Source organism: Streptomyces sp. Pv4-95, assembly GCF_045782725.1.
In the GTDB taxonomy this organism is placed as follows: Bacteria; Actinomycetota; Actinomycetes; order Streptomycetales; family Streptomycetaceae; genus Streptomyces.
The window spans coordinates 4,183,687-4,201,886 of record NZ_CP127172.1 but is presented as its reverse complement, the minus strand read 5'-3'; the positions used below and the strand labels follow the sequence as shown (position 1 = coordinate 4,201,886).

At 69.2% G+C, this 18,200-nt stretch carries 15 protein-coding genes and 1 tRNA gene; 8 read left to right on the top strand and 8 right to left on the bottom strand.

Features of this window, described 5'->3' with window-relative positions; translation table 11 throughout:
- Nucleotides 1-643 precede the first annotated feature (643 nt).
- Both QOM21_RS18425 and QOM21_RS18420 read right to left on the bottom strand, forming a co-directional pair.
- Nucleotides 644-2,107 (bottom strand): DUF2252 domain-containing protein, encoded by a 1,464-nt coding sequence (locus QOM21_RS18425; protein ID WP_407551463.1) that lies wholly within the window; start codon nt 2,105-2,107, stop codon nt 644-646.
- 377 nt (nt 2,108-2,484) lie between these two features.
- Nucleotides 2,485-3,795, bottom strand: a complete 1,311-nt coding sequence (locus QOM21_RS18420) for an ABC transporter permease (RefSeq protein WP_407551462.1) — start codon at nt 3,793-3,795, stop codon at nt 2,485-2,487.
- Between the two features lie 294 nt (nt 3,796-4,089).
- Between QOM21_RS18420 and QOM21_RS18415 the strand changes: the two genes are divergently transcribed.
- Nucleotides 4,090-4,524 (top strand): MarR family winged helix-turn-helix transcriptional regulator, encoded by a 435-nt coding sequence (locus QOM21_RS18415; protein ID WP_407551460.1) that lies wholly within the window; start codon nt 4,090-4,092, stop codon nt 4,522-4,524.
- 42 nt (nt 4,525-4,566) lie between these two features.
- Here the strand turns inward: QOM21_RS18415 and QOM21_RS18410 are convergent, their stop codons facing one another.
- Nucleotides 4,567-4,929: a winged helix-turn-helix transcriptional regulator gene (locus QOM21_RS18410; protein WP_407551459.1), complete on the bottom strand. Its 363-nt coding sequence runs from the start codon at nt 4,927-4,929 to the stop codon at nt 4,567-4,569.
- Nucleotides 4,930-5,055: 126 nt separating this feature from the next.
- On the opposite strand from QOM21_RS18410, the gene QOM21_RS18405 reads away from it, so the two are divergent.
- A complete protein-coding gene (locus QOM21_RS18405; protein ID WP_407551457.1) occupies nt 5,056-5,706 on the top strand; it encodes an FMN-dependent NADH-azoreductase in 651 nt (216 codons plus the stop codon).
- Between the two features lie 553 nt (nt 5,707-6,259).
- Here the strand turns inward: QOM21_RS18405 and QOM21_RS18400 are convergent.
- Nucleotides 6,260-6,343, bottom strand: a tRNA-Leu gene (locus tag QOM21_RS18400).
- 497 nt (nt 6,344-6,840) lie between these two features.
- Between QOM21_RS18400 and QOM21_RS18395 the strand changes: the two genes are divergently transcribed.
- From QOM21_RS18395 to pknB, 6 genes are all read left to right on the top strand, one after another.
- Nucleotides 6,841-7,674, top strand: a complete 834-nt coding sequence (locus QOM21_RS18395; protein WP_407551455.1) for an FhaA domain-containing protein — start codon at nt 6,841-6,843, stop codon at nt 7,672-7,674.
- A 10-nt stretch (nt 7,675-7,684) separates the two neighbouring features.
- Nucleotides 7,685-8,209 carry an FHA domain-containing protein gene (locus QOM21_RS18390; RefSeq protein ID WP_407551453.1) on the top strand — a complete coding sequence of 175 codons (525 nt, stop codon included), beginning with the start codon at nt 7,685-7,687 and terminating at the stop codon, nt 8,207-8,209.
- A gap of 120 nt (nt 8,210-8,329) precedes the next feature.
- Nucleotides 8,330-9,892, top strand: coding sequence for a PP2C family protein-serine/threonine phosphatase (locus QOM21_RS18385; RefSeq protein ID WP_407551451.1), 1,563 nt, complete (start codon nt 8,330-8,332; stop codon nt 9,890-9,892).
- A 23-nt stretch (nt 9,893-9,915) separates the two neighbouring features.
- Nucleotides 9,916-11,313, top strand: coding sequence for an FtsW/RodA/SpoVE family cell cycle protein (locus QOM21_RS18380; RefSeq protein ID WP_407551449.1), 1,398 nt, complete (start codon nt 9,916-9,918; stop codon nt 11,311-11,313).
- Nucleotides 11,310-12,779: a peptidoglycan D,D-transpeptidase FtsI family protein gene (locus QOM21_RS18375; protein ID WP_407551448.1), complete on the top strand. Its 1,470-nt coding sequence runs from the start codon at nt 11,310-11,312 to the stop codon at nt 12,777-12,779. The genes QOM21_RS18380 and QOM21_RS18375 overlap by 4 nt, the downstream gene beginning before the upstream one ends.
- A gap of 146 nt (nt 12,780-12,925) precedes the next feature.
- On the top strand, nt 12,926-14,902 hold the full coding sequence (pknB, locus tag QOM21_RS18370; protein ID WP_407551447.1) for a Stk1 family PASTA domain-containing Ser/Thr kinase: 1,977 nt from the start codon (nt 12,926-12,928) through the stop codon (nt 14,900-14,902).
- A gap of 143 nt (nt 14,903-15,045) precedes the next feature.
- Here pknB and QOM21_RS18365 read toward each other — a convergent pair whose 3' ends face one another.
- Genes QOM21_RS18365 through QOM21_RS18350 form a run of 4 tightly spaced genes read right to left on the bottom strand, consistent with a single transcriptional unit; the run spans nt 15,046 to nt 18,135 of the window.
- Nucleotides 15,046-15,786, bottom strand: coding sequence for a class E sortase (locus tag QOM21_RS18365; RefSeq protein ID WP_407551445.1), 741 nt, complete (start codon nt 15,784-15,786; stop codon nt 15,046-15,048).
- A gap of 26 nt (nt 15,787-15,812) precedes the next feature.
- Complete coding sequence (locus QOM21_RS18360; RefSeq protein WP_407551444.1) at nt 15,813-17,327, bottom strand: class E sortase; 1,515 nt, start codon at nt 17,325-17,327, stop codon at nt 15,813-15,815.
- Nucleotides 17,324-17,962, bottom strand: coding sequence for an aminodeoxychorismate/anthranilate synthase component II (locus tag QOM21_RS18355; protein WP_407551442.1), 639 nt, complete (start codon nt 17,960-17,962; stop codon nt 17,324-17,326). The genes QOM21_RS18360 and QOM21_RS18355 overlap by 4 nt, the downstream gene beginning before the upstream one ends.
- Nucleotides 17,959-18,135 carry a hypothetical protein gene (locus QOM21_RS18350; RefSeq protein ID WP_393893062.1) on the bottom strand — a complete coding sequence of 59 codons (177 nt, stop codon included), beginning with the start codon at nt 18,133-18,135 and terminating at the stop codon, nt 17,959-17,961. The genes QOM21_RS18355 and QOM21_RS18350 overlap by 4 nt, the downstream gene beginning before the upstream one ends.
- Between the last annotated feature and the right edge of the window lie 65 nt (nt 18,136-18,200).

Genomic DNA, 18,200 nt, shown 5'->3' with positions numbered 1-18,200 from the left:
CCATTCGCCTCCGCTTGGACACCAGGACCAGTGAGCTACGGCGCACCCACGAGCCACCGGGCATCCCCGAGAACCAACGGGGGGATCCGCCCTCGGCCCCACCCTCGACCACCGCAGACACACATCTGCCAGGTCCAAGCAATAGCTGTCGGTGCCGCAGCCGGTACCAAGCCCCCACACGAGCGCTCCCACCACCCAACCCACGGGCTTCTGGCGTCTACCTCACGCCAGCCTCCCAACCGGCTTCGGAGACGGCCCCCGCCGCCGGCGCCCAAAACCCCCTCTTCCCTCCTCCCCCTCCCCCCGGGGGCCCAGCCCCCACCCACCCCACCCCCACACACCGCCACCGCCGCCGCCGCTCGACACAACGCGACGCAACACCGCGCCGCACGGCACCGCATCACCACCAGCGCAGACCCGTCACCCGCCCGTGCCTGACACCCGCGTGCCCCGATGCCCAAACTCAGCGCCCGCCTGTCACCCGCCGTGCTGGCTCACCCACGCGTGCCCACGCACCCACGGCCGGCGCCCGCCTGCCACCCTCTCGTGGCTACGCGCCTGCATTCCCGCCTGCCCACGCCCCACGCGCACCAGCGACCTGCCACCGGCCACCAGGCGTGTGTCGCCGTCTCGCCGTCTCCCCTCAGACCCCCATCTCCGCAGCGATCCGACCGCTCTTCACCGCCTCGACCAGGTCGGCGTGGTCGGCCTCGGTTCGGTCCGCGTAGGCGACCGCGAAGTCCGCCAGCGCCTCGTCCAGGCTTTCCCCCTTGCCGCAGTAGCCGGCCAGCAGCCGAGGGTCGGCAGTGTGCGCATGGGCCCGCGCGAGGAGGGCGCCGGTCATCCGGGCGTAGTCGTCCATCTGATCGTCGGCCAGCTCCGTCGGATCCACGCTTCCCTTGCGGTTCCTGAACTGCCGGACCTGGAACGGCCGTCCGTCACGCCGACCGTCGTCCGTACCCGTTCGTGCCCACGGCCCGCCCGCGGAGCCTGCGTCGGGTGCCGCTATGTCCCGCACCGTCGTCCAACCCAGCAATATGTCGCTGACGACCTGCATACGCCGCTGGCCGAGCACTATTCGCCGCCCCTCGTGGGCCACCGGCTGGGCGGCAAAGCCTGCCCTTTCCACATACGGCGCCAGCACCGAGCTGCGCGCCTCCTTCACCTGGAGCACCAGGGGCTCTCCTTGGTGATCCAGCAGCAGCACTACGTAGGAGCGCAGGCCCACACTTCCCGTCCCCACCACGCGGAAGGCCACATCGTGCACGGCGTACCTGGCCAGGAGCGGTCGCCGGTCTTCGGGGACCGTCTCCAGATAGCCAGTGAGCGAACCGGCCACCGCCGCCGCTTCCTCATCCGGTATCCGCCGCAGCACCGGTGGAGCGTCCACGAATCGCCGTCCGCCGTCCGGCGCTTCCTCGGTCGCCTTCGCCGCGAATTTGGCGCTGGTGTTCTTGCGCGCCTTCTGCTCCACCCGCTCCAAGGTGCCCAACAGGTCCCTGGCGTCGGTGTGGGAGACCAACTCCTCGTCGGCGATGGCGTTCCACGACTCGATGACGGGCAGCTTCGCCAGCAGCCGCATCGTGCGCCGATAGGCGCCCGCGGCATCCCGCGCCGCCTTCCGGCACCTGTCCTCTCCGGCGCCCGCTTCCCGGCCCGCCAGCACCAGCGACGCAGCGAGCCGCTTCACGTCCCACTCCCACGGGCCGTTCAGGGTTTCGTCGAAGTCGTTGAGGTCCATGACGAGTCCGCCGCGGGCATCGCCGTAGAGGCCGAAATTGCCGGCGTGCGCGTCGCCGCAGATCTGCGCACCCACACCCGTCACCGGGCCGGCCGCCAGGTCGTAGGCCATCAAGCCGGCGGATCCGCGGAGGAAGGCGAAGGGGCTCGCGGCCATCCGCCCGACCCGTATCGGGGTCAGCTCCGCCAGGCGTCCGGCATTGGACAGCTCGACCGCTGCTACCGCGTCGGGCCGTCCGGCCGCGTCCGGCAGCGCCGCCTGCTCCGAGCGAGGCACCCGGTCCCGCAGCGCCCGGCCCGCCGCCTTGGGCGACGGTCCCTCCGCCTTGGGGCTGGCGAACCCCGTTACGTGCGGCACACGCGTCATCGCGAGCCACCTCCCCCTTCACGAACTTCATCGGCTCGGCCCGCCGGCCGATTCCGGCTTCGCCTGACCATGACGTTATCGAGAGATCCGCCACCCGGCTCGGGCCTGTGGATAACTCTTTGCACCGACGCTCGGGGCGGTCGGCAGGCCCGCTCACCACCCAAAAACGGCACCCCGGATACCGCCTCCCAAACCCACCCAGCACCCCAGCCCCAATCCGCCCCCACGCCCCAATCCCCCCGAGAACCAAGCCCTCCGGCTCCCCGGCGACACGCCCCCAACACAAACGGGCGCCCGCCCGAGCCCCACCCCGGACAGACGCCCCTACCGACGGACCACAGACGGCCCGTCCAGCCACCCCCTACAACCCCTACGCCCTACACCCCCACCGCCTCTTCCATCTCCTCCTCCACCTCCACCTCTTCAACGCGCTCGCTGCCCGCCCCCCGTTCAGCAGCCGCCTCGGGGCCAACAGCCGCCCGCCGATCAACACCCGCCCCCCGATCCGGAACCGTCGCCGCCACCGCGGCCGCCGCCACCGCCGTGGCATTGGCTGCCGCGTTCCTCTCCGCGGTACGGCGACGGCGCTCCGCAGCGGCGGCCACGCCGACCGTCAGCAGCCCGACGCCCAGCCAGCACGCCAGCGTCACGAGATGCCCGGTCAGGCCGTGGCCGGCGAAGTAGACATGGCTGCGGACACCCTCGACGAAGCCCGCCCCGTTCCAGAAGGAGTGCAGGGCCGCGAAGAATCCGTGCTGCATCTCGGGCCGGAAGATGCCGCCGGAGGACGTGAAGTTGAGCATCACGAACAGCGTCATCACACCGAGCGTGGTCCAGCGCTTGAGGAAGGTGTGCAGACCGGTACCGATCAGCAGGATGCCCGCGGAGTACAGCCAGGCCATGCCCCACAGACCCCACAGACCGTGGTCGACGAGGTGGAAGACCGGTCCGGCGAACACCGTCCCGATGATGCTCACCACGAAGGACGTGCCGACCGCCAGCATCGCCCTGAGCCGGAGCGGCAGCACGGCTCCGGCGCCGCCGATCACCGCGACGGAGGCGTACGAGCCGATGCTGATCGCGACCAGGAGGAAGAAGATGCCCTGGCCGGTCGGGTCGTCCTCCACGGTCGGCGCCACGTCCGTGACCTTCAGCGGTGCGCCCTGCTGTGCCGCGATCGGGGTGAACACCTTCTGCACCACGGAGGCGCTGGTGTCGGACCCGGCGGTCGCCACGATCAGTTCGGGCGCCGGCTTCACCTCCGCCCGTTCGCCCGCCGACCGTTCAGCCGCCGCTCGCTCACCCGCCGCCGGCCCGCCTGCCTTCTCGCCACCCGCGTTCCCACCGTCCGTGCTCGCCACATAGGCACCGAAAATGTCCTCGTGCTTGAGCTGCTCGACCGCTGCGCCCCGGTCGGCGACTGTCCGTACGGCCAGGTCGCCGCCCGACTTGTCGTTGATCGACTGAGCAAGCAGCTGGGCGCTCTGGCCCGACCCGACGACGGCGACGGGCAGGTGGTGCGGCTGCGGGTTCGCGAACGCGCCCAGGTAGGCCAGGCCCATGCCGATGCACATCAGCAGTGGGGTGATCAGGTGCGTCAGGACGTGGCGCAGGCCGGCGGAGTGGGCGGAGCGGTGTGCGCCCCGTGGCGCGCCCGCGTGCTCGGCGATGCCCGGGCGCTCGGCCACACCCGGATGCTCGGCACGCTGCTCACGCGAAGGCGGCCCGCTCCGGTGGTCGAATCGCTGCCCGCCTCGATGGGGCGGCCTCGGCTCCTCGCCATGGGCCCTCGCCTCTTCGCGAGGGGACCTCAGCTCGTCGCTTCGGTGATCGCGCACGGCACCGCTGTGGTGATCGGGATGACGGACCGGACTCATGGGGCAGGCCTTCTCAGCTAGTCGTCTCAGCTGTCGCCAGTAGTTGGCTAATACAACTCTCAATCCACGTTGTACTATACAACTACTTCAACGAAAGGCAACGCCGTGGCCCACCGCGACGAGTCCGTCGAGACCATCCAGCAGGAGATGACCGCATTCGCCCGGCGGGCCCGCGCGACCGCCGCCCGCATGCATCCCGAGCTGTCGCTGGTCTCCTACACCCTGCTCGCGCACCTCGACGACCAGCACGGATGCCGCGCCACCGACCTCGCCGCGCACTACCTTCTGGACAAGTCGACGGTCAGCCGGCAGATCGCCGCGCTGGAGAAACTGGGCTTCGTGGAGCGCCGCGTCGACCCGGACGACCATCGGGTGCAGGTGCTGCATCCCACAACAAAGGGCGCGCAGGTGCTCGCCAATGTCACCGCGAGCCGCCGTCAGGCCTTCCACGAGCGCCTGGCCGACTGGGACGAGACCGACCTGGACCGCTTCGCGACGTACCTGCTGCGCTACAACGCCGCCCAGGAGAAGCACGGCTGACCCGAACAGGGACCGCCCCGCCCCAGCACCTACGCCTGCTACCTACTGCCGGAACCGCTCCGGACACTGCCCCCCGTCGGCGAGGTAGGTCTCGGCCCACCGCCCCAGTTCCTTGAGCGAAGAATCCATCGCCAGGCCCGCCTCCGTGAGTCGGTACGCGACGCGCAGCGGGGGCCCCGCATCCACCTCGCGGACGACCAGCCCGGTCCCCGCCAGCTCCATGAGGCGGTCGGACAGCATGCGCTCGCTGATGCCCGGGATCGCCCGCCGCAGATCGGCGAAATGCACCGGGCCCGCCATCAACGTCGCGACGATCAAGCCCGTCCAGCGCTTCCCGAACAGCTCGAAAACGCGGGCCATGCCGTCGTCGACCTTCCTGCACACCGCCTCGCCGTGGTCCGCCATGCCCCCAGAGTACCGCGCTTCCGTTGGGTGCTGCGGAAAAGTAAGCTCCTGTGGTAAGAATAGTGACGTACGGAATTCAACCGTCGTGCCGACACCGTCCGGCCGCGAACCGAAGGACCGATCCCCATGGCCACGCTTCTGCACATCGACTCCTCCGTCTTCCCCGAGGGCGGCTCCGCCTCCCGCTCGGTGACCGCGGCCTTCCGCAAGGCATGGGAGGAGCAGCACCCCGACGGCACCGTGATCCACCGGGACCTGGCGGCCGATCCGGTCCCGCACCTCGACGGCGCCGGCGCCTCGGCCGCCTTCGTCGACCCCGCCACCCACACCCCGGAGCAGCAGACCGCCTTCGCGCTGCGCACCCGGCTCGTCGAAGAGGTGGAGCAGGCGGACGCGATCGTCATCGGCGCGCCGATGTACAACTTCACGATCCCCTCGACGCTCAAGGCCTGGCTCGACCAGGTGATCATCATGGGCCGCACGGTCGGAGCCGAGCCGAGCGCGAAGGGCACCCCGGTCACGGTCGTCGCAAGCCGCGGTGGTTCGTACGCGCCGGGGACGCCCCGCGAGAATTTCGAGTACGTGCAGAACTACCTGCAGTCCGTGCTGGCCGACAGCTTCGGGTTCGAGGTGGAATTCATCGTTCCCGAGCTGACGATGGCCCCTAACAACCCTGCGATGGCCGAGCTCATCCCGAAGTTCGAGGCCTCCCGTGACAAGGCCCACGCGGACGCCACGGCCAAGGCCAAGGCCCTCGCCACGCGCCTGGCCGCCTGACGGCCCGACGGCCGCATCGGCTCACTGCGCCCGCCCCGGGAGAAGGGGACACGAGGCCCTGCCCGTGCCTCACGACCCGGGGCTTGCGCGTCTTCTCCCCCCGAAGCGCCGACTTCCCGACCGGCCTCCTGAGAGAACGTCCACACGAGGTCCGGGCGCCCAGCCCGAGCAGCGACCGCCCCGTAAGCGCGCCCCTGCGCTCCCGCCGTGAGACGCCCCACACGCCGCCCACACAACAGCGGCACCCCGCCGCCGACGGTCACCACCCGCCGCCCCAAAAGTGACGCAGTCCTCAGGCAGCGGCTGCCGTGGCACAGCCCTCGCAAACGCCGACCGGTGCCTTCGCAGCCGAACCTCCCGCCGACGCCGACGCCCCCGGGACGACCCGAGGGGCCAAGGGCTCAAGGGATCGAGGGAGGGGTAAAGCCCCGGATCGCGCCGCCCCGCGCCACACCCGCCGACACCCGCCGACCCGCCCCGACACGCGACATCTGCCGGCACAACGAGAAAACCCCTGGTCCCGGATTTCTCCGGAGACCAGGGGTCTCATCTGTGCGCGAGGGGGGAGTTGAACCCCCACGCCCTTTCGGGCACTGGAACCTGAATCCAGCGCGTCTGCCTATTCCGCCACCCGCGCATGGGTGCTGCCGATCGATTCTCTCACGCGATCCGGGCTGTTCCGTCCGGGTCTTGTGCGAGCGCCTGTCGACATGCAGAACATTAGCACGCTGTCGAGGGTGCCTTCACACGCCTTTCCCCCGGTCCCCGCCCCGCCGCCGGCACGTGAGCGGCGGGCCGCTGCTCAGGTGCCGTTGGCCGAGCGCCTCCCTCAGGGTTCACACTCTCGGTGTCCGCCACCGGGGGCGCGTCCCTCTCCGGCGGACCGGGCGCGGCGGTCTCCGGCCCCCCGCCCGGCAGGAGAGGTCAGTGGTTGCGGGACACTGTTTGCGGGGCACCTCTACGATCGCAGTGCACAAGCAGTGGGCAAGGAGAAGGAAGCACCGGGCAACCCTGTGAGGGGCGACACTCGTCCTCCAGGCGGGAAAGGGGAACCAGCCGATTTCCCTACGCGTGGATACGATCAGTAAGCAGTACCAGGACGACCCCGACGAAGACTGAGGAAGGAGGTGCCCCGTGGGAGTACTGAAGCGTTTCGAGCAGCGTCTCGAAGGTCTCGTCAACGGCACCTTCGCCAAGGTGTTCAAGTCCGAGGTGCAGCCGGTGGAGATCGCCGGGGCGCTGCAGCGCGAGTGCGACAACAACGCCACCATCTGGAACCGCGACCGCACGGTCGTCCCCAACGACTTCATCGTCGAACTGAGCACCCCTGACTACGAGCGGCTGAGCCCCTACAGCGGGCAGCTCGGCGACGAGCTCTCCGGCATGGTCCGCGACTACGCCAAGCAGCAGCGCTACACCTTCATGGGCACGGTCAAGGTGCACCTGGAGAAGGCCGACGATCTCGACACCGGCCTGTACCGCGTGCGCAGCCGTACGCTCGCCTCCAGCTCGTCCCAGGAACCGGGTCAGGCAGCCGCCGCCCAGCGCGCCTCCGTGGCGCCGCGCGGCGGTCAGCCGGGCGGAGGTCACGTGGGCCCGCCCCCCATGCCCTCGTCCCCGCCTCCCGGCGGCGCGCAGCCCGTACCCCGTACGGCACCGCCGAGCGCAGGACCGCAGCCCTACGCGCAGACCAGGCGCTGGATCGAGATCAACGGCACCCGCCACCAGATCTCGCGCCCGACGCTCGTTCTGGGCCGCAGCACCGACGCGGACGTACGAATCGACGACCCGGGTGTCTCCCGGCGTCACTGTGAGATCCGGGTCGGAACGCCCCCCACAGTCCAGGATCTGGGCTCCACGAACGGCATCGTGGTGGACGGGCAGCACACCACTCGCGCTAATCTCCGCGACGGCTCACGGATCGTCGTGGGCAGTACCACCATCGTTTACCGGCAAGCCGAAGGGTGAAGCGGGGGCAATGTCAGAGCTGACCCTCACGGTCATGCGGTTGGGTTTCCTCGCCGTACTGTGGCTGTTCGTCATCGTGGCCGTTCAGGTCATTCGCAGCGATCTGTTCGGCACGCGTGTCACACAACGCGGCGCCGCACGGCGCGGGCAGGAACCGCGTACGCAGCGTCAGGCTGCGCCGCCGCAGCAACCGCAGCGCCGCCAGGAGAGCGGCCGCGGCAACAACCGTCAGCGCCGGGGCGCCCCCACGAAACTGGTGGTCTCCGAAGGCACCCTGACGGGCACTACCGTCGCTCTCCAGGGCCAGACCATCTCTCTGGGCCGTGCGCACGACTCCACGATCGTGCTGGACGACGACTACGCCTCCAGCAGGCATGCCAGGATCTACCCGGACCGTGACGGCCAGTGGATCGTCGAGGACCTCGGTTCCACCAACGGCACGTACCTGGACCGGACCCGGCTGACGACCCCGACACCGATTCCGCTGGGAGCCCCGATCCGCATCGGCAAGACCGTCATCGAGCTGCGGAAGTAGTACGACAATGAGCGAGCGGAGCGAGCGAGCCGCGGCGGTCCACTCGGCGGACCCCGGCGTGCTCCCGACCGGAGGGTGGGCACCGTGCGGATGTACCCCGAACCGACGGGTGAGGTGCGCATGAGCCTGTCACTGCGCTTCGCCGCCGGATCGCACAAGGGCATGATCCGGGAGGGCAACGAGGACTCCGGCTACGCCGGTCCGCGTCTGCTCGCGATCGCCGACGGCATGGGCGGCCAGGCCGCCGGTGAGGTCGCCTCCTCGGAGGTGATCTCCACCCTCGTCCAGCTCGACGACGACGTGCCGGGTTCGGACATCCTGACCTCCCTGGGTACGGCCGTGCAGCGCGCCAACGACCAGCTGCGGGTCATGGTCGAGGAAGACCCTCAGCTGGAGGGCATGGGCACCACCCTGACCGCCCTGCTGTGGACCGGTCAGCGGCTGGGCCTGGTGCATGTCGGCGACTCGCGCGCCTACCTGCTGCGCGACGGCGTCCTCACCCAGATCACGCAGGACCACACCTGGGTGCAGCGGCTCGTCGACGAGGGCCGGATCACCGAGGAAGAGGCCACCACGCACCCGCAGCGTTCGCTGCTGATGCGCGCGCTGGGCAGCGGCGATCACGTCGAACCCGACCTCTCCATCCGTGAGGTGCGGGCCGGCGACCGCTACCTGATCTGCTCCGACGGGCTGTCGGGGGTCGTCAGCCACCAGACGATGGAAGAGACCCTCGCCGGCTACCACGGGCCGCACGAGACCGTGCAGGAGCTGATCCAGCTCGCGCTGCGCGGCGGCGGGCCCGACAACATCACCTGCATCGTCGCCGATGTCCTGGACGTCGACGGCAATGAGACGCTGGCCGGCCAGCTCAACGACACCCCCGTCATCGTGGGCGCCGTCGCCGAGAACCAGAACCAGCTCAGCGACCCCAGCACCCTCCAGACGCCGGCGGCCCGCGCCGCCGAGCTCGGCCGCAGAGACGTCCCCCCGGGGCCGCCCGGAGGCTCCTTCGGGCCGCCCGGGAGCGGCGGGCACGATGTCGGCGGTCCCCCGCAGGGCTCGTTCGGTGCCTTCACCGACGAGGACTTCCTCAAGCCCCGGCGGCGCGGGAAGTGGCTCAAGCGGTCATTTTTCATCGCCCTGGCGCTGGCAGTCGTCGGCGGCGGTCTCTACGCCGGCTACCGCTGGACGCAGACCCAGTACTTCGTCGGCGCCAAGGACGACCACGTCGCGCTCTACCGCGGTATCAGCCAGGACCTGGCGTGGATCAACCTCGACGACGTCGATGAGGATCACCCCGAGATCGAACTCAAGTACCTACCGCTGTACCAGCGCAACCAGGTCAAGGAGACGATCGCGGTCGACAGCCGGGCCCAGGCGACCCAGAAGGTCACCGAACTCGGCAAGCAGGCCGGCGCCTGCCAAAGCAAGGAGCAGCGGGAGGCCGCCGCACGGGAGGCCGCGCGGCAGAAGGCCGCCCAGGAGAAGGCCAAGCACGCCGGCGGAACGGCCGGTTCGGCGGACGGCAAGTCCGGTGGCACCGGCGACAAGACCAAGGCAGACAACTCGTCGCTGCCCGGTGCGCTCGCGCCGTCCCCGACCGCCACTCCCACACCCACCACCAGCCAGGCCCCCTCCGAGGAGCAGCAGAAGCTGGAAAAGAATTGCAGCACCCAGCAGTGAGGGCGTAGGGGGCCGTACATCTCATGAGCAGTACCACCAACACCACCACCATCGGCACCATCGGAGCCCCGAGCCGCCGCAACACCGAGCTGGCGATGCTCATCTTCGCGGTGCTGATTCCGGTGTTCGCGTACATCAACGTCGGTCTGGCCAAGGAGGGCTCGGTCCCCGCCGGCGTCATCGGCTACGGCCTCGGCCTCGGCCTGCTCGCGGGCGTCACGCACCTCGTCGTCCGCAAGTGGGCGCCGTACGCCGACCCGCTGATGCTGCCCATCGCCACCCTGCTCAACGGCCTGGGCCTGGTCTTCATCTGGCGGCTCGACCAGGAGCCGCAGATCACCACCGACCAGCTCGGCGGGGCGATGGCGCCGGGCCAGCTGATGTGGTCCACGCTCGGCGTCGCGCTCTTCCTCGGGGTGCTGATCTTCCTCAAGGACCACCGTGTCCTGCAGCGCTACACCTACATCTCGATGGTCGTCGCGCTGGTCCTGCTGATCCTGCCGGTGTTCTTCCCGGCGAAGTTCGGTGCCCGCATCTGGATCACCATCCCCGGGGTCGGATCGCTCCAGCCCGGTGAGTTCGCGAAGATCGTCATCGCGGTCTTCTTCGCGGGCTATCTGATGGTCAAGCGGGACGCGCTGGCGCTGGCCAGCCGCCGCTTCATGGGTCTGTATCTGCCGCGCGGCCGCGACCTCGGCCCGATCATCGTCATCTGGGCGCTGAGCCTGATGATCCTGGTGTTCGAGACGGACCTGGGTACCTCACTGCTCTTCTTCGGCCTCTTCGTCGTCATGCTGTACGTCGCGACCGAGCGCACCAGCTGGATCGTCTTCGGTCTGCTGCTCAGCGCGGCCGGCGCGGTGGCGGTGGCGACCTTCGAGTCGCACGTCCAGACGCGAGTCCACAACTGGCTCAACCCGCTGGAGCTGGCCAACGGCGGTGTCACCGAGACCGCGCAGGCGATGTACTCCTTCGGCTCCGGCGGCATCCTCGGCTCCGGCCTCGGCCAGGGCTACTCCCGCCTCATCGGCGGTATCGCGCCCAAGAGTGACTACATTCTCGCCACTGTCGGCGAGGAAATCGGCCTCGGCGGCCTGATGGCGATCCTGCTGCTCTACGGCCTGCTGATCGAGCGCGGGATCCGTACGGCGCTGGCCGCCCGGGACCCGTTCGGCAAGCTGCTGGCCGTGGGCCTGTCCGGCGCCTTCGCGCTGCAGGTCTTCGTCGTCGCCGGCGGCGTGACCGGTCTCATCCCGCTGACCGGTATGACCATGCCGTTCCTCGCCCAGGGTGGCTCGTCCGTGATCGCTAACTGGGCACTGGTCGGGATCCTGCTGCGCATCAGCGACACCGCGCGCCGGCCCGCCCCCGCCCCCGCCCCGTCCACCGACGCCGAGATGACTCAGGTGGTCCGCCCGTGAACAAGCCCCTGCGCCGGGTCGCGATCTTCTGCGGCCTGCTCGTCCTGGCTCTGCTCGTCCGCGTCAACTGGGTGCAGTTCGTCCAGGCCGACGAGCTGAAGAACGACACCCACAACAGGCGTGTCGCGATCGAGCGCTACAGCACGCCGCGCGGCAACATCATCGTCGACGGCAAGGCCATCACCGGCTCCACCACCACCGACAGCGGCGACTTCAAGTACAAGCGGACGTACAAGAACGGCCCCATGTGGGCGCCGGTCACCGGCTACGCCTCGCAGGCCTTCGACGCCAACCAGCTGGAGAAGCTCAACGACGGCATCCTGTCCGGCACCGACGACAAGCTCTTCTTCAGCCGCACCGTCGACATGCTCACCGGTGGCAAGCAGGAGGGCGGCAACGTCGTCACGACCCTGGATGCCAAGGCGCAGAAGGCGGCCTTCGAGGGGCTCGGCAACAAGAAGGGCGCGGTCGCCGCGATCAACCCGGAGACCGGCGCGATCCTGGCGCTGGCCAGCACGCCGTCCTACGACCCGTCGAAGTTCGCCGGCATGAGTGACAAGGACGCCGAGGCGTACAACGGTCTGCAGAAGAAGAACAACCCGGACGAGCCGATGCTCAACCGGGCGCTGCGCCAGACCTACCCGCCCGGCTCCACGTTCAAGGTCGTCACGGCCTCCGCCGCGCTGGAGAACGGCCTCTACTCCGACGCCGACTCCAAGACCGACTCGCCGCTGCCCTACACCCTCCCCGACACCTCGGGCGTCGAGCTGAAGAACGAGGGCAACATCCCCTGCGAGAACGCCAGCCTGCGCGAGGCGCTGCGGGTGTCCTGCAACACCGTCTTCGGCAAGATCAGCGCCGACCTCGGCAACAAGAAGATGAAGGCCGAGGCGGAGAAGTTCGGCTTCAACAACGCGAAGATCGACACTCCGGTCCGCGCCGCCGAGAGCATCTACCCCACCGACAACCGGCCGCAGAACGCGATGGCCGGTATCGGCCAGGCCTCCAACCGTGCCACGCCGCTGCAGATGGCCATGGTCGCCTCGGCGGTCGCCAACGGCGGGAAGCTGATGAAGCCGTACATGGTCGAGCAGCTGGTCGCGCCGAACCTCAACGTGGTCCAGCAGCACACTCCGCAGGAGATGAGCCAGCCGCTCAAGCCGGAGAACGCCCAGAAGGTCCAGGACATGATGGAGACCGTGGTCAAGAGCGGCACGGGAACCAACGCCCAGATCGCGGGCGTCACAGTCGGTGGTAAGACCGGTACCGCGCAGCACGGCGAGGACAACAAGGACAACCCCTACGCCTGGTTCATCTCGTACGCGAAGACCGACAAGGGAACGCCCGTCGCGGTCGCCGTCGTGATTGAGAGTTCCGACACGATCCGCGACGACATCGCGGGCGGCAAGCTCTCCGCTCCCATCGCCAAGAGCGTCATGGAGGCGGTACTCGAAGGCAAGAAGTGACTCGGGTCATGCCAATACCGGTCGGATATCAGGTTGCGGCTGCGGCCCGAGCCGGTGGTCAGTGCCGGGTACCGTATGCCCGAACAGCACACCGCCGGACCACACACCGGTGCGGTCGGGACTGACGGAGAGGGCTGGAGAAGCTTATGGAAGAGCCGCGTCGCCTCGGCGGCCGGTACGAGCTGGGCTCGGTGCTCGGCCGCGGTGGCATGGCCGAGGTGTACCTCGCGCATGACACCCGCCTGGGCCGCACCGTAGCTGTGAAGACGCTCCGGGTGGACCTCGCCCGTGACCCGTCCTTCCAGGCCCGGTTCCGCCGTGAGGCCCAGTCGGCCGCCTCGCTGAACCATCCGTCGATCGTCGCGGTGTACGACACCGGCGAGGACTACGTCGACGGGGTCTCGATCCCGTACATCGTCATGGAGTACGTCGACGGCTCCACGCTGCGTGAGCTGCTGCACTCCGGCCGGAAGCTGCTGCCCGAGCGCTCCCTGGAGATGACCATCGGCGTGCTCCAGGCGCTGGAGTACTCCCACCGGGCCGGCATCGTCCACCGCGACATCAAGCCGGCCAACGTCATGCTGACGCGCACCGGCCAGGTCAAGGTCATGGACTTCGGCATCGCCCGCGCCATGGGCGACTCCGGGATGACCATGACGCAGACCGCCGCGGTCATCGGCACCGCGCAGTACCTCTCGCCCGAGCAGGCCAAGGGCGAGCAGGTCGACGCCCGCTCCGACCTGTACTCCACCGGCTGTCTGCTCTACGAGCTGCTCACGGTCCGGCCGCCGTTCGTCGGTGACTCGCCGGTCGCGGTGGCCTATCAGCATGTCCGCGAGGAGCCGCAGAAGCCGAGCAACTTCGATCCCGAGATCACGCCCGAGATGGACGCCATCGTCCTCAAGGCGCTGGTCAAGGACCCCGACTACCGCTACCAGTCGGCGGACGAGATGCGCGCCGACATCGAAGCGGCACTGGACGGCCAGCCGGTCGCCGCGACGTCCGCCATGGGCGCCGCGGGCTACGACCAGGACCAGCCCACCACGATGCTGCGCCCGCAGGACCCGGCGGGCCAGACCTCGATGATGCCGCCGATGAACCCCAACGACGGCTACGGCTACGACGACCGGGGTGACCGGCGGCGGGGCGGCGGCAAGAAGAGCAACCTGTCGACGATCCTGCTGGTGCTCGCGGCCGTGCTCGTCCTGGTCGGTGCGATCTTCATCGGCAAGGCGATGTTCAGCGGCGGGAACACCGGCGGCACGGTGCCCGTCCCGAGCCTCGTCGGCAAGACGCTGAAGGAGGCCAAGGAGCGCGGGGTCAACGGCAGCTTCAAGGTCGTCGAAGGCGGCAGCGAGCCCTGCGACAACGCCAAGAAGGGCCAGGTCACCCGGCAGGACCCGAAGTCCGGCGAGGAGATCGAGAAGAACGAGACGGTCACCGTCACGATGTGCACGGGTGCTGTCAAGGTCACCGTTCCCAACGTCAAGGGCCTGACCCTGGACGAGGCGACGTCCGACCTCAAGGCCAAGGGTTTCACCGACATCGAGACCAAGACCGTGGTGTCCGACCGTGAGCCCGGCACCGTGGCGGACCAGAACCCGCAGCCGGGCGCCAAGAAGGCCAAGGACACCACCATCACGCTGTCCATCGCCCAGGCAGTGCCGAAGGTCTCGGTGCCGGACGTCATCGGCCAGGACTTCGAGGCGGCGAGGAAGCAGCTGACGGACCAGAACCTCCAGGTCAGCAAGCAGGAACAGGAAGTGGACGACCCGGCTCAGGTCGGCAAGGTCACCGCCATGGACCCGGGCGCCAACACCCAGGTCAAGAAGAACTCGACGATCACTCTGACCGTCGGCAAGGCCGCGGCCCAGACGCCGGTCCCGAATGTCGTCGGCCAGAAGGTGAAGGACGCGAAGCAGATCCTTCAGCAGGCGGGCTTCACCAACATCCAGTTCGCCGACGGCAGCGACCAGAGCGACAACGCCCGGGTGGTCACGCAGGACCCGGCCGCGGCGACCCCGTCCGACCCCAAGACGACCACCGTGACGCTGACCACCCTCGGTGGCGGCGGGGACGACGACGGCGGCATCTTCGGCGGACCGTTCGGGGGCAACAACTAGCGCCCCGCACGACGCGCGTACGGCAGAGCCCCGGTGGCCCGTGATGGGCCACCGGGGCTCTGCCGTACGTGGTCGCAGGACCTGCGGCACCGGGTGATGCAGTACTGAGTGGCACGGTCGCGGGAGGGTGGTGCCGGAGCGGGCTAGCGCAGTTCCTTCGGGGGAGTGCGCTCCGCGTCGACCTTCTCGGTGCGCTCCAGCTCGCCCCAGACGATGTAGCGGTAGTTCGAGGTGTAGACCGGGGTGCAGGTCGTGAGCGTGATGTAGCGGCCCGCCTTGCTCTTGCCGGACTCCTTGGGGACGTCGTCGAGGACGTCCACGTTGTACTTCGAGGTCTCGGCCAGGGTCGAGTAGACCTTGTAGACGTACCAGGTGTCCTGCGTCTCGAAGACGATCGCGTCGCCGTTCCTCATCTTGTCGATGTTGTGGAACTTCGCACCGTGCCCGTCGCGATGCGCGGCGAGCGTGAAGTTGCCCTTGGCGTCCTTCGGCAGCGCGGACTTGACCGGCTTGGTGTAGTAGCCGGCCACACCCTCGTTGAGGACCTTGGCGTTGGTGCCCTTCCTGACCAGCACCTCGCCGTTGCTCATGGCCGGTACGTGCAGGAAGCCGATGCCGTCCTTGGTGTCCAGGTCGCCCGGGCCCTTGGGGCTGTCGTCCGCCCAGTGCCGGCGAATCTGGTCACTCTGCTCATGCGCTTCGCGGTCGGCGAGGACGTTGGTCCACCACAATGAGTAGACGACGAACAGGCCCAGAACCAGTCCGGCCGTGATCAGCAGTTCGCCGATGACGCTGACGACGGAGGCGATCATCCTCCGCACCCGGCGCGGCTTGGGTGACGACGGGGACCGGTCGGTGTCCTCGTCGTGTCCGGTGACAGTCACCGCGTAGTCCCCTTTTTTACGTTCGCTCAGCTGACGAGCGCATCCGGCTTGCCCTTGCTCCGCGGCCGCTCCTCGACCATCTTGCCCCAGACGATCATCCGATAGGTACTGGTGAACTCCGGGGTGCAGGTCGTGAGCGTGATGTAGCGCCCCGGGCCGGTGAAGCCCGAACCGGGCGGCACGGGGCCGATCACGCTGGTGTTGCTGGGTGAGGTCTGCGGGAGGATGCTCTCCATCTCGTACGTGTAGTACGAGGTCTTGGTCTCCACAACGATCTTGTCGCCCTTGGTGAGCTTGTTGACGTAGCGGAACGGCTCACCGTGGGTGTTGCGATGGCCCGCCACCGAGAAGTTGCCCTTCTTGTCCCAGGGCATCGCCGTCTTGATCCCGCTGCTCTTGTCGTAGTGGCCGACCATGCCGCGGTCGAGAACCGAGTGCTTGTCGATGCCCTCGGCCACCGGCGCCTTCACGTCCAGCTTCGGGATGTACATGATCGCGAAGCGTTCCCCGGCTGCGAGGTTCTTCTTCTCCTGGCCGCCGTGGTCCCACTCGTTCTGGAGGGTGTTCGCGGCGCCGCCCGCCTCCTGCTCAGCCAGGACGTTCGTCCACCAGAGCTGGTAGGTGACGAACAGCAGCATCAGCACGCCGAGGGTGATGAACACCTCACCCACCGCGCGGCTGATGATCAGGCTGGGGCTGTCCTTGGCTGCTCGCGCGGCGCGACGAGCCTCCAGCCGGGAGGTCGGTGCCGATGCCGACGTCCGTTCGGCGGCCGCTGCCGCGGCGGCCGCCCCGGCCCCGTGGCGACCGTGCTTGCCGCCCCGCTTGGCGGCCTCCTGTGCGGCCTTGCGCCGGGCCGCGCGGCCACCTGCGCTGGGCGCCGCGTCCGTTTCACGTGAAACAGCGTCTGCGTCGCGTCCACCCCCCGGCTTTTCGGCCTGGCGCAGCGCCATCGTCTCGTCGTCCCACGCCTTCCCGGGAACCGGCGAGGGGGTGGGCACCGGCGCCGGCGTCGCGGCCGGAGCGGACGGCTTCGGGCGCGTGAACGGCTCGGTGGGGGCGTACGGCTCCGGTCGCGGCTCGGCCGGTGCGGTGTAGGACTCGTAGCCCGAGGGGTAGCCCTGGTTGGGCCCGGCCTGCCCGGGCACCTGGCGTCGCTGCCGCCGCGGCGCCGACGGTCCGTACGTCCCGGATCCGCCGGCGGACGGACGTGCGGGAGGCTGCTGGGCGGTTTGTTCCGGCTCCAGATGCGGCCGGAACCAGGGTGACCCCTGCCGCGCCGGGTCGTGACCGGCCTCCACGGGCTCCCCCGCGGGCTGGGCGGCGTCCGCATGCGAGTCCTGGGAGGCGGCCTGAGCCGGGGCGGCCCGGCCCGGCAGCGGATCGTTCAGCGGGTCGCTGAGCTGCCCGACGGCAGCCTCGAACGCCTCGGGCTGCTTGTACGGATCCGGTGGTTCGTGCTGATCCTGCGGCGCGTACTGCTGGGAGGGCACATACGGCTCGTAGGGTCTCCCTTCACGCTCGGGGCGCAGGGCGGTCACGCGCCGGCCTTGCCAACCACCGGGGCGAGCCCCGTCGAGCGCTGCACGGCCCCCTCGTCGCCGCACTCCACCAGCCAGTTGGCCAGCATCTTGTGCCCCCACTCCGTCAGGACCGACTCGGGGTGGAACTGGACGCCCTCCACCGGGAGTTCACGGTGCCGCAGACCCATGGGGATGCCGGACTCGGTCCAGGCCGTGACGACCAGCTCGTCGGGGACGGTGTCCCGCTCGACGGCCAGCGAGTGGTAACGGGTGGCGGTGAAGGGGGTGGGCAGGCCGGAGAAGACGCCGGCGCCCTGGTGCGTGACGAGGGAGGTCTTGCCGTGCAGCAGCTCGGGCGCACGGTCCACCACGCCGCCGTAGGCCACCGCCATCGACTGCATGCCCAGGCAGACGCCGAAGACGGGCACGCCGGTGTCCGCGCAGTGCCGGACCATGTCCACGCAGACACCGGCCTGCTCGGGCGTACCGGGCCCCGGCGACAGCAGGACGCCGTCGAAGCCGTCCTGGGCGTGGCCGAGGGCGACCTCGTCGTTGCGCAGCACCTCGCACTCGGCACCCAGTTGGTAGAGGTACTGGACGAGGTTGAAGACAAAGCTGTCGTAGTTGTCGACAACGAGAATGCGTGCGGTCATCGGGAGGCTGCCATCCCTTCATCGACAGTGACGTCATTGAAGGGGAGCAGCGGCTCCGCCCACGGAAAGACGTACTGGAAAAGCACGTAGACGACCGCCAGCACCAGCAGGAGTGAAATCAGCGACTTCACCCATGTGTTGCCCGGCAGATGCCGCCAGATCCAGCCGTACATGCTGTCGCTGTCCCCTTGCCGATGCCGTTGACGATGACGATTGCCCCACCAGAGTAAGGGGAGAG